Genomic DNA, 11429 nt, shown 5'->3' with positions numbered 1-11429 from the left:
TTTATTATAAGTATAGTATTTATAAATATGCTTAATATAAAACCTAAAGCTATTAAAATTACAGAACCAATTCGTGCAGCAGTATTGCTTTATAAAGAAGATGATTATTTTATATCATTATTAACAAATTCATTATTAGAAATAGAAAATCAAAATAAGGATATAATAGACTTTATAATTTATGACGGAAAGGACAATGAAGAATTACAAGATAAGCAATTAGATGAGGCTATAAATAGTGAAGTGGATATTATACTCTTAAATATTGTTAATGTAAAGAAATCTTATGAATTATTAGAAAAAATAAAAAAAACTAATATTCCAGTTATATTTTTTAATAGAGAACCATTTAATTTAAATAGTCTTAAAGAACATACGAATAAGGCTGTATATGTAGGAACAACAGCTTGTGATTCAGGAAATATGCAAGGGGATATGATAATTAAAGAATGGGAAAAAAATAGGATAATAGATAAAAATTCAGATAAAGCTATTCAATATGTTTTGTTTCAAGGTGATAAAGATAATTTAGAGGCTCAAAATAGAAGTGAATGTGTTATAAGAAGTATAGAAAATAAAGGAATAAAAACTAATAAGATAGCAGAAGAGTTTTGCAATTGGGATAGAGAATGTGCAAAAAAAACTATGGAAAAATTATTTGAAGAGCATGGAAATGAAATAGAAGCAATAATTTCAAATAATGATCAAATGGCAATAGGAGCAATATTAGCACTTCAAGAAAATGGATATAACTTAGGTGATCCAGAAAAATATATTTCGGTTGTAGGGATAGACGGAATAGATGAAGCTAGAAAATTGATTCAGGATGGGTTTATGGCAGGAACTGTTATACAAGATTATGGGGCTATGGCAAAGGCACTTTATAGAATAGGTGTTAATTTAGCAGAAGGGAAACCAGCTTTACAAAATACAGAATATAAATTTGATGTAACAGGGATTGGAATCAGAATACCATATAATGGATACATAATAAGAAAATAATATAATTTATAATAACTATCTTTTTTTGGTGGCTATTATTTTTTTAAAATTAAAAATAGGTATTAAATATGTATATATTTCTTATACTATACTTAAAACCTATATTATAAAGCACTAAGTTAAATGAGAAAGAGAAAGATATACAACCCATATAATAAATAAGTTTAAATCAATCATAATATGGAGGATAAAATGAAAAAATAAATTCAATATGTGTTATGATAGCAATATTTATAAATGTATTTAGTATAGAACCTAAGGCTATTTTAAAAAATACAGAACCTATTCGTGCTGGGGTATTGCTTTATAAAGGAAATGACTATTTTATTTCCTTAGTAAGAAATAAATTAATAGAAATAGAAAACCAAAATAAGGATAGAATACAGTTTATAATTTATGATGGGGATGGAAATCAAGATTTGCAAGATAAGCAGTTAGCAGAACTTATAAAAGATAAAGTTGATGTTATTTTTTTGAATATTGTAAACATAAATAATGCTGATAAATTATTAGAAGAAATAAAAAAAGCAATATTCCAGTAATATTTTTTAATAGAGAGCCATTGTCCTTAAATGGTATTAAAGAATACACAAATAAAGCAATTTATATAGGGACAACAGCTTGTGAATCAGGAAATATGCAAGGCGATGTAGTAATAAAGGAATGGAGAGATAAAGGAATTACAGATAAGAATAAAGATAATACTATACAATACTTTCTATTGCAAGGAGATAAAGATAATTTGGAGGCTCAATACAGAAGTGAATGTGTTATAAGAAGAATAGAAGAGAATGATATTAAAACTAGTAAAATAGCGGAAGAGTTTTGTAATTGGGATAGAGCATGTGCAAAACAAGCTACAGAAAAGTTATTTTCACAATACGGAAAAGAAATAGAATTAATAATTTCTAATAATGACGAGATGGCAATAGGAGCTATATTAGCATTACAAGAAAATGGATATAACTTAGGCGATCCCCAAAAATATATTTCAGTTATAGGTGTTGATGGAACAGAGCAAGCAAGACAAATGATTGAAAATGGATTTATGACAGGAACTGTTATTCAAGACTCAGATGGAATGGCTACAGCTTTATATAGAATAGGAAGTAATTTAGCAGAAGGAAAACCAGCTTTACAAGATACAGATTATAAATTTGATGTAACAGGAGTAGGAATTAGGATACCATATGAGGGATATTTAATTAGAAGTTCACTAAGATAGATATAACATGGAGGAAAAAAATGAAAAAGTTAATTTTATTTAGTTTTGTATTAGTTATAATTTTAAACATATTTAGATTAGATGTAAGTGCTAATACTATAAATGAAAAATCTGTAAAAGTAGGAGTACTTTTATATAAAGAAGGTATTTATTATATTTCTGAAATTAAGAAAGAGTTAGAAAAACTTGAAAATGAAAATAAAGATGTAATAAACTTTATATTCTATAATGCAGAGGGAAATCAAGAATTACAAAATAAGCAAATTGATGAGCTTATAGATATGAAAGTAGATGCAATATTGTTAAATATTGTAGATGTACATGAAGCAGACTCAATAATAAATAAAGTTAAGGAAAAAGATATTCCATTAATATTTTTTAACAGGGAGCCTTTATCATTGAATGGAATAAAGTCATATAATAAATCTATTTATGTAGGAACACAAGCTTGTGACGCAGGTAAAATTAAAAGTGAAATGATAATAAATGAAATGAAGAAAGGGAATATAAAGGATAAAAATAAAAATGATAGTTTAGATTATATATTATTAGAAGGAGAAAGAGATAATGTAGAAGCTCAATTAAGAAGTGAATGTGTTATAAGAGATTTAAATGAAAATGGAATTAAAACTAATGAAATAGCCACTGAAATATGTAACTGGGAAAAAGAATGTGCTAAAGAGAAAATTAATTCTTTATTTGATAAATATGGTGATAATATTGAAGTAATTATTTCAAATAATGATGATATGGCAGTAGGAGCTGTATTAGCGCTTCAAGAAAAAGGTTATAATTTAGGAGACCCAAATAAATTTATATCAGTAGTAGGAATAGGTGGAACAGGTGAAGTTAGGGATATGATAAAAAAAGGATTTATAACAGGTACAGTTATACAAGATGCTAAAGAAAAGGCAAAGATTCTTTATAAAATAGTATTAAATTTGGCTGAAGGCAAGAAAGCATTACAAGACACAGAATATAAATTTGATATAACAGGAGTTGGAGTTAGAATGCCATTTAATGGTTACTTGGTTAGAGATTAGTTAATATAAGTATAATCGGAGGAAAAATGAAAAAGATAATTTTATTAATTATAGCTGAAATATTTTATATTAATATTTTTACTACAAATGTAAGTGCTTATATTGATAATATGTCTTATATTAGAGCAGGGATATTATTGTACACTGAAGATACATATGTATCTTTAATAAAGAATAATTTTTTGAAGATAGAAGAAGAAAATAAAGATATAGTAGATTTTATATTTTATAATGCAGAGAATAATCAAGAATTGCAAAACAAACAATTAGATGAACTTATAGATATGAAAGTAGATCTAATAATATTAAATGTTGTAGATGCAAATGAATATGGTATATTAATTCATAAAATAAAACAAGCAAATATACCAGTAGTATTTATGGGGAGAGAGCCTAAATCCTTAGATATTATTGAAACTTATGATAAAGCTATATACATAGGATCTGAAACTTGTGTATCAGGAAATATACAAGGAGAAATGATAATTAATGAATTAAGAAATGAAAGCTTAGTAGACAGAAATAAGAATAATATTTTAGAATATATTTTATTACAAGGTGTTATAAATGATGTAACAACTACTCTTAGAAGTGAATGTGTTATAAAAACACTTAATGAACATGAAATTAAAACAAAAGAAATTGCATCAGAATATTGTAATTGGAATAGGGAGTGTGCTAAAGAAAGAGTAAAATATTTATTTGAGAAGAATACAGATAATATAGATGTAATAATTTCAAATAATGATGAAATGGCAATAGGTGCTATATTAGCACTTCAGGAGCTTGGATATAATAAGGGAGATCCAAAAAATATATAGCAGTAGTAGGAATAGATGCAACAGATCCAGCAGTAAAATTAATTAGAGAAGGTGTAATGACGGGAACAGTTATACAAGATCATGAAGCTGTGGTTAAAGCAGTTTATAGAATAGGAATGAATTTAGTTAAAGAGAATCCACCTTTGCAAGGAACAGAATATAAACTGGATAAAGCAGGTGTAGCAGTTATGATACCATATAATGGTTACATAACAAGAAAATCACCAAATTTATAAAATTAATCTTTTATAAGTAAAATTTTTATGTTATAATCGTGGAGTATTTTGGAAGAATGGGGGAGTATAATCATGAAACATATTAAGACAATCAACAAGACGAATATTAAGAACAGTTTAGTAAAACCTGGTTGTAAAGAATGTGCTAACTCATGTCAATCAGCTTGCAAAACTTCATGTACAGTTGCAAACTTAGAGTGTGAAAACTAATTAACAAGAAGCGGCAACAAGTTAGTTGCTGCTTGCTTTTTAGTTTTAGCAAAGCTTTTGGAGGGATAGAAAATGTCTTTGATACACAAATTTAAACAAGGTGAAAATTATTTTGTATTAGATGTAAATACAGGAGCAGTTCATATAGTAGACGAACTAGTATATGATTTAGTACATGATGAAGGAATGAAGAATAAAGAAGAAACATTAAAAAATTTAAGTAATAAATATAATGAGGATACTATTATAGAAGCTTATGATGAAATAATGGATCTTATAAAAGATGGTTTATTATATTCAGAAGATAGATATGAAGATATAGCTCATGGATCAATGGATGATAGGGATTATATAAAGGCAGTATGCTTAAATATAATTCATGGATGTAACTTAAGATGTAAATACTGTTTTGCTGACGAAGGGGAATATAACGGACATAAAGGTGTTATGTCAATAGAAACAGCTAAAAAAGCAATTGATTATGTAATAAAAAGAAGTGGACCAAGAAGAAATATAGAAATAGATTTATTTGGTGGAGAACCAACTATGATAATGGATACTGTAAAAGAAATAATACAGTATGCTAGAGAAAATGAAAAAGAGTGGAAGAAAAATGTAAGATTTACTATGACAACAAATGCTACACTACTAAATGATGATATGATAGATTTTATGGACAAAGAAATGGGAAATATCATACTTTCATTAGATGGAAGACAATGTGTTAATGATAATGTAAGAATTAAAGTTGATGGAAGTGGGTCTTATAATGATATAATTCCTAATATAAAGAAAATGATAAGCAAGAGAACACCAGGAAAAACATATTATGTTAGAGGAACTTTTACAAGGGCTAATACGGATTTCTTTGAAGATGTACAAGCTATGTTAAATGAAGGTTTTGATGAAATTTCTATAGAACCAGTAGTTTTAGAAGATGGGCATCCTCTTGCGTTAAGAGAAGAAGACCTACCAGAAATAATGAAAAACTATGATAAATTATATGAAGATATGGTAAGAAGAAAAAAAGAAAAAGACGGAGAATATAACTTCTATCATTTTAATGTTGATTTAAATGGTGGACCGTGTGTCTATAAGAGAATTTCAGGTTGTGGTGCAGGGTTTGAATATGTTGCAATAACTCCACAAGGTGATGTTTATCCATGCCATCAATTTGTAGGAAAAGAAGAATTTAAACTTGGAACTATATATGATGATACATACAACAAAGATCTTGGCAAAGAATTTAAAAAAGCTCATATATATAATAAACCTAAATGTAGAGATTGCTGGGCAAGATTTTATTGTAGTGGAGGATGTCAAGCAAATAACTTTAGCTTCAATGGAGATATGAAAATACCTTATGAAGTTGGTTGTAAAATGCAAAAGAAGAGAATTGAATGTGCAATTGCTTTAAAAGCAGAATAATTTAATTAGTTCACAATGCACAATTTACAGGGGAGATAATTAGTTCACTAAAGAAATATTGACTACAGTTTTTAATTTAATGGTTGCTACATAACTTTGTTGTGAAGCGATCATTTCTTTTATATAACTAAAAAGTTCATAATTCAACAAGGGTAAATTATTTCAATAGCTGTGAATTGTGAACTATCAGCTGAATAAAGGTGGTGAAATTATGGAGTTTATATTAAAAAATAAAATAAAACTTATATATACAAAAACTACATCTAACTTAACTTCAATATCCATATCAATAGATGCAGGTGCCTGTAAAGAAAAAAAATTATTAGGAGTAGCTCATGCAACTGAGCATATGCTTTATAAAGGTACAAAAAAGAGAAATGAAGAGAAAATAAATAAAGACTTAAGTAAAATTTTTGGTTTTCAAAATGCTATGACAAATTTTCCTTATGTTATTTATTATGGAACTATGCTAAATGAAGATTTAAAAAATGGTATAGAACTTTTTTCAGATATAATTTTAAATCCCATATTTCCAAGTGAAGGTTTTCAGGAAGAAATGAATGTAATAGTGGAAGAGTTAAAAGAATGGGATGAGGAGTTAGAACAATATTGTGAAGATAGGTTGTTTTTTAATAGTTTTTCTGAAAGAAGAATAAAGTACCCAATAATAGGTATAAGTGAGGATTTACAAAAGATAAAACTAAAAGATATACAACAGTTTTATAGAGAAAACTATTTGCCTCATAAGACCTCTATAGCAATAGTATCTTCTTTAGAGTTTGAAGAAGTTAAAAATATGGTAGAAAGATATTTTGAATCTTGGGTAAGTATATATGAGGATAATAGTAAAGAGAATATTAGTTATGAGAATTCTAATTTTGGATTTTATAGAGATATTAAAGATGGGATAAATACTTGTAAGGTTCAAATTATATTTCCAATAAATGATTTAAGTTATAATGAAATAAAAGCGTTAAGAATATTTAATGAGTATTTTGGTGAGGGAGTTAATTCAGTATTATTTGATACATTAAGAACAAAAAACGGTCTTGTATATGATGTTTTAACTAAGATTTCTTACGAAAAGTATATAAAACTCTATAAAATAACTTATAGTACTTCAAAAGAAAACTTAGATAAATCCTTAGAATTAATAAATGAATGCATAAACAAAATAGATATGTTTAAAAAAGATATAAGTGATAATGATATATTAGATTTTATAAAGTCTATAAAATTAAAAAGATGGTTTAGAGAAGAGCAAAATATAATTTTAGCTAAAGAATTATCAACATATAGTACAATGTTTGGTGATTATAAAACATACTCAGATGAGTTTAATAATATTGATTTTATAAACAAAAATTATATCCTAGATGTGGCTAAAAAAGTATTAAAAAATAAATCTATACAAGTTATAAGTAATTAATTTAAATAAAAGGGAGATATTAATGAGTAAAGCACCTTTGTTAGAAGAATTATTAAGGTATCATAAAGAACAAAATTTGATTTTATCAATGCCAGGAAACAAAAGTGGAAAAGCATTTTTAAGAGACTTATTAGGTAAGAAATTTAGAGAATCTTTAGGAGAACTGGATATTACAGAAGTTGATAATCTAGACAATTTACATTGTCCTGAAGGAGTAATAAAAGAGTCAGAAGATCTTTTAGCAAAAACTTATAATGTAAAAAAAGCATATTTTCTTGTAAATGGAAGTTCATCTGGAAACTTAGCGTCAATATTTGCAGCTTTCAATGAAGGCGATGAGGTATTAGTAGAAAGAAATTGCCATAAGTCAATTTATAATGGTATTATTTTGAGAAAGCTTAAAGTAATTTATATAGATTCTGTAGTAGATGAAGAAATGGGAGTATTTCTACCACCTAGGGAAAAAGAGATAGATGAAGCTTTAAATAAATCAACTAATCCAAAAGGAATAATACTTACAAGTCCAAATTATTTTGGAATATCTTATGATATAGAAAATAAAATAATTGAATTAAAAGAAAAGGGATTAAAAGTCATAATTGATAGTGCACATGGAGCTCATTTTGTAATAAGTAGAGAATTACCTAAATCTCTAGTGAATCTTGGTGATTATATTGTACTAAGTGCACATAAAACTTTACCAGCATTGACACAAGGAGCTTACTTATTAGTAAATGATTATAGTGAAAATATAAACTTTTATATTAAAGCGTTTATGACTACATCACCATCATACTTAATAATGGCTTCATTAGATTATTCTAGATATTATTTAGATAATTATGGCAAGGAGGATTATGAGAATTTAGTTGTTTTAGCAGAAAAATGGAAGAGAAAAATAAATCTTTTAGATAAAGCTATAATAGCTAGTGATATGGATTTAAAAGAAGGATATTCAATTGATAGGAGTAGATATTTAGTTATATTAAAAAATGGATATAGTGGCCATAAATTATTAAAATATTTTAAAAGTATTAAAATACAAGGCGAAATGAGTTTTTCCAATGGTGTAGTTCTTATATTATCGCCTTCAAATACAGAAGATGAGTTTGAAAAGATATACTTAGCTATTAAAAATTTAGATATGAATTTACTAAGATGTAATGAAAAAAATGTAGTGTTTCCTAAGATAGCACCAATTAAAGTGTTGGAGCCAAATGAAGTTTTTAATATAAATAGTATAAACATAAACATAAATGAAGCTTTAAATAAAATAGCAAAAGAATCGATAATTCCATACCCACCAGGAATACCAATAGTTTGTGCTGGCGAAAAGATAACAAAAGAAATTATAGATATCGTTAATGAATATATCCATAATAATTTAAATGTAATAGGTATAGATAATGGATATATTAAGATAATTGAAAATGAAATATAAATGTTTAAAGATGAGTAGGCAACATAATTTTTTGTTTTATATTATTAAGTGGAAGGTTTAAAGATAAATTTTTTACTATAAAAAATGAATTAGCTTTGCCTACTTTTTATAAAATTTAAAGATTATAATAAAATACCAGTTAATAAAGATATAAGACCTGCTAAACAAATAGATATAGTATTGATATTTGTATTTTTAAGACAAACAAGTATTTCAGATTTATTAGTTATAGTATATTTACTATTCCCAAATATTGATTTAAGGACAGAGAAAATACCAAATATTATAAGAGATATTCCAATTATAAAAATATAATAGTTTAAAGGAAAGTTCAATTTTCTTTGTAAATATAATGAGAGTATTAATACAATAAGAATCCAAGAAAAAGTATTTATAGTGAGCTTTTTCATAATAAAACCTTCTTTACAAATTAATAAGTAATAGACTATATCAATATTATATATCTCTAAGGAATTATTTTACAATACATTTTGTTAAGATATTATAAGAAAAAGATATGTAAATAATAGAAGATTAAAAAATTAAAGAAAATACTAGATAATTAAAGCTTTATTTTATAAATACAAAATTTATTGTTCTAATATTTAATAATAGTAATTCAAACACTTAAATAAATCTTAGTAAAGATTGACAGAAGAAATTCTTTTAAATAAAATATTTACAGGAAAGAGGAGGGAATAATTATGGAGAAAAATAAAGGAAATATTTCAATACATACAGAAAATATTTTTCCAATTATAAAAAAATGGTTATATTCTGATAAAGATATATTTATTAGAGAGCTTATTAGTAATGGGTGTGACGCTATAAGCAAGTATAAAAGGTTAGTTTCATTGGGAGAAGCAAAAGAAAATGAAAATGAAAAATATAAAGTTACAGTTTCGTTAAATAAAGATAATAAAACTTTAAAAATTATTGATAATGGAATTGGAATGACGGAAGAAGAAATTAAAAAATATATAACTCAAGTAGCGTTTTCAGGAGCAGAAGATTTTATAGAAAAATACAAAGATAAAATGGATGAGAGTACAGATATAATAGGTCATTTTGGTCTAGGATTTTATTCAGCATTCATGGTTGCTAAAAGAGTTCAAATAGATACATTATCTTATTTAAAAGAAGCAGAAGCAGTAACATGGATTTGTGATGGCGGCACAGAATATGAAGTATCTCCATGTGACGATAAAAAAGAAAGAGGAACAACTATAACTCTTTTTATTGATGATGATAGTAATGAATTTTTGGAATTATATAAAGTGAAACAAATAATAGAAAAGTATTGTTCTTTCTTACCTATAGAAATATATTTAGAAGAAGAAGATCATGAGGTTAAGGAAGAAGATAATAAACCTTTAAATGATATAACACCATTATGGATAAAGTCTCCAAAAGATTGTACGGATGAAGAGTATAAAGAATTTTATAAAAAAGTATTTATGGATTTTAATGATCCATTATTTTGGATTCATTTAAATGTAGATTATCCATTTAATTTAAAAGGAATATTATATTTCCCTAAACTAAAGCATGAATTAGAAGCTACTGAAGGACAAGTAAAGTTATATAATAACCAAGTTTTTGTTGCTGACAATATAAAAGAAGTTATACCAGATTTCCTACTATTATTAAAGGGAACAATAGATTGTCCAGATTTACCTTTAAATGTTTCAAGAAGTTTCCTTCAAAAAGATAAAGACGTTGTAAAAATATCTAAGCATATAGTTAAAAAAGTAGCAGATAAATTAGTTGGACTATATAAAAATGAAAAAGAAAATTTTAATGGTTTCTGGAAGGATATTCAAATATTTATTAAATACGGTTGTTTAAGAGATGAAAGCTTCTATGATAAGATAAAAGATATTATCATTTTTAGAAGATTAAATGGTGAATATATAACCTTAAAGGAATATTTAGAAGATAATAAAGATAAACATGAAAATAAAGTTTTTTATGTAACAGATGAGAAACAACAATCACAATATATTAAAATGTTTAAAGAAGCAGATTTAGATGCTTTAATTTTAGATTGTTCAATAGATAATCATTTTATTAGCTTCTTAGAATCAAAAGAAAATAGTGTCACATTTACTAGAATAGATTCTGACATTTCTGAAACACTTAAAAATAATGAAAGTGAAGATTTGAAAGAAGCAAATACTAAATTAGAAGAATTATTTAAAGAAGCAACTTTAAATAAAGTAAATAGTATTAAAGTTGAAAATTTGAAAAATTCAGGGACACCTGCTATTATACTAGTTTCAGAGCAATCAAGAAGAATGCTTGAAATGAGCAAAATGTTCGGCGGGATGGAAATGCCAAACATGTTTGTGGAAGAAAAAACTTTAGTTATAAATAATAATAACTCAATAATTAAAAAATTAGCGTCATTAGATTATGAAAATAAAAAGATGATATTAATTTAATATGTAAATATATTTTAGATTTAGCGTTAATATCTAATAAGGAATTAAATGCTGAAGAAATGAATGATTTTATTAATAGAAGTAATAGAGTATTAATTAAATAACTAAGTGTGGTCGGCGGTCGTCTCTAGACGACACAGGGAGTAGGAG

At 25.8% G+C, this 11429-nt stretch carries 10 protein-coding genes and 1 pseudogene; all 11 read left to right on the top strand.

Annotated elements, in window-relative coordinates:
- On the top strand, positions 1-1002 hold a 1002-nt coding region (locus A500_RS15090; protein ID WP_016208433.1), incomplete at its 5' end, for a galactose ABC transporter substrate-binding protein.
- Between the two features lie 218 nt (positions 1003-1220).
- The gene (locus tag A500_RS21440) at positions 1221-1544 is read left to right on the top strand and encodes a type 1 periplasmic-binding domain-containing protein (protein ID WP_016208432.1); all 324 of its coding nucleotides are present in this window, start codon (positions 1221-1223) and stop codon (positions 1542-1544) included.
- A gap of 20 nt (positions 1545-1564) precedes the next feature.
- A complete protein-coding gene (locus A500_RS15085; protein WP_016208431.1) occupies positions 1565-2227 on the top strand; it encodes a substrate-binding domain-containing protein in 663 nt (220 codons plus the stop codon).
- A 20-nt stretch (positions 2228-2247) separates the two neighbouring features.
- Positions 2248-3270 (top strand): galactose ABC transporter substrate-binding protein, encoded by a 1023-nt coding sequence (locus A500_RS15080; protein ID WP_016208430.1) that lies wholly within the window; start codon positions 2248-2250, stop codon positions 3268-3270.
- A gap of 26 nt (positions 3271-3296) precedes the next feature.
- Positions 3297-4091 carry a substrate-binding domain-containing protein gene (locus A500_RS15075; RefSeq protein ID WP_242835151.1) on the top strand — a complete coding sequence of 265 codons (795 nt, stop codon included), beginning with the start codon at positions 3297-3299 and terminating at the stop codon, positions 4089-4091.
- 56 nt (positions 4092-4147) lie between these two features.
- Positions 4148-4327 (top strand): hypothetical protein, encoded by a 180-nt coding sequence (locus A500_RS21435; RefSeq protein WP_242835150.1) that lies wholly within the window; start codon positions 4148-4150, stop codon positions 4325-4327.
- Positions 4328-4399: 72 nt separating this feature from the next.
- On the top strand, positions 4400-4537 hold the full coding sequence (gene scfA / locus A500_RS20085) for a six-cysteine ranthipeptide SCIFF (RefSeq protein ID WP_016208429.1): 138 nt from the start codon (positions 4400-4402) through the stop codon (positions 4535-4537).
- 72 nt (positions 4538-4609) lie between these two features.
- Positions 4610-5965 (top strand): thioether cross-link-forming SCIFF peptide maturase, encoded by a 1356-nt coding sequence (scfB, locus tag A500_RS15070; RefSeq protein ID WP_016208428.1) that lies wholly within the window; start codon positions 4610-4612, stop codon positions 5963-5965.
- 208 nt (positions 5966-6173) lie between these two features.
- Positions 6174-7394 (top strand): M16 family metallopeptidase, encoded by a 1221-nt coding sequence (locus A500_RS15065; RefSeq protein ID WP_040436969.1) that lies wholly within the window; start codon positions 6174-6176, stop codon positions 7392-7394.
- Between the two features lie 22 nt (positions 7395-7416).
- Positions 7417-8835 (top strand): aminotransferase class I/II-fold pyridoxal phosphate-dependent enzyme, encoded by a 1419-nt coding sequence (locus A500_RS15060; protein ID WP_016208426.1) that lies wholly within the window; start codon positions 7417-7419, stop codon positions 8833-8835.
- Positions 8836-9539: 704 nt separating this feature from the next.
- Positions 9540-11383, top strand: a pseudogene (htpG, locus tag A500_RS15050) (molecular chaperone HtpG).
- Positions 11384-11429: the final 46 nt, after the last annotated feature.

Source organism: Clostridium sartagoforme AAU1 (assembly GCF_000401215.1).
Lineage (GTDB): Bacteria > Bacillota > Clostridia > Clostridiales > Clostridiaceae > Clostridium > Clostridium sartagoforme.
This window is presented reverse-complemented; position numbering and strand designations above follow the sequence as displayed.

Excerpts from the sequence above, each read along its gene's own strand:
- A500_RS21440 (WP_016208432.1), top strand. The coding sequence starts at position 1,221 with ATGATAGCAATATTTATAAATGTATTTAGTATAGAACCTAAGGCTATT.
- A500_RS15080 (WP_016208430.1), top strand. The coding sequence starts at position 2,248 with ATGAAAAAGTTAATTTTATTTAGTTTTGTATTAGTTATAATTTTAAAC.
- A500_RS15075 (WP_242835151.1), top strand. The coding sequence starts at position 3,297 with ATGAAAAAGATAATTTTATTAATTATAGCTGAAATATTTTATATTAAT.
- A500_RS21435 (WP_242835150.1), top strand. The coding sequence starts at position 4,148 with ATGACGGGAACAGTTATACAAGATCATGAAGCTGTGGTTAAAGCAGTT.
- scfA (WP_016208429.1), top strand. The coding sequence starts at position 4,400 with ATGAAACATATTAAGACAATCAACAAGACGAATATTAAGAACAGTTTA.
- scfB (WP_016208428.1), top strand. The coding sequence starts at position 4,610 with ATGTCTTTGATACACAAATTTAAACAAGGTGAAAATTATTTTGTATTA.
- A500_RS15060 (WP_016208426.1), top strand. The coding sequence starts at position 7,417 with ATGAGTAAAGCACCTTTGTTAGAAGAATTATTAAGGTATCATAAAGAA.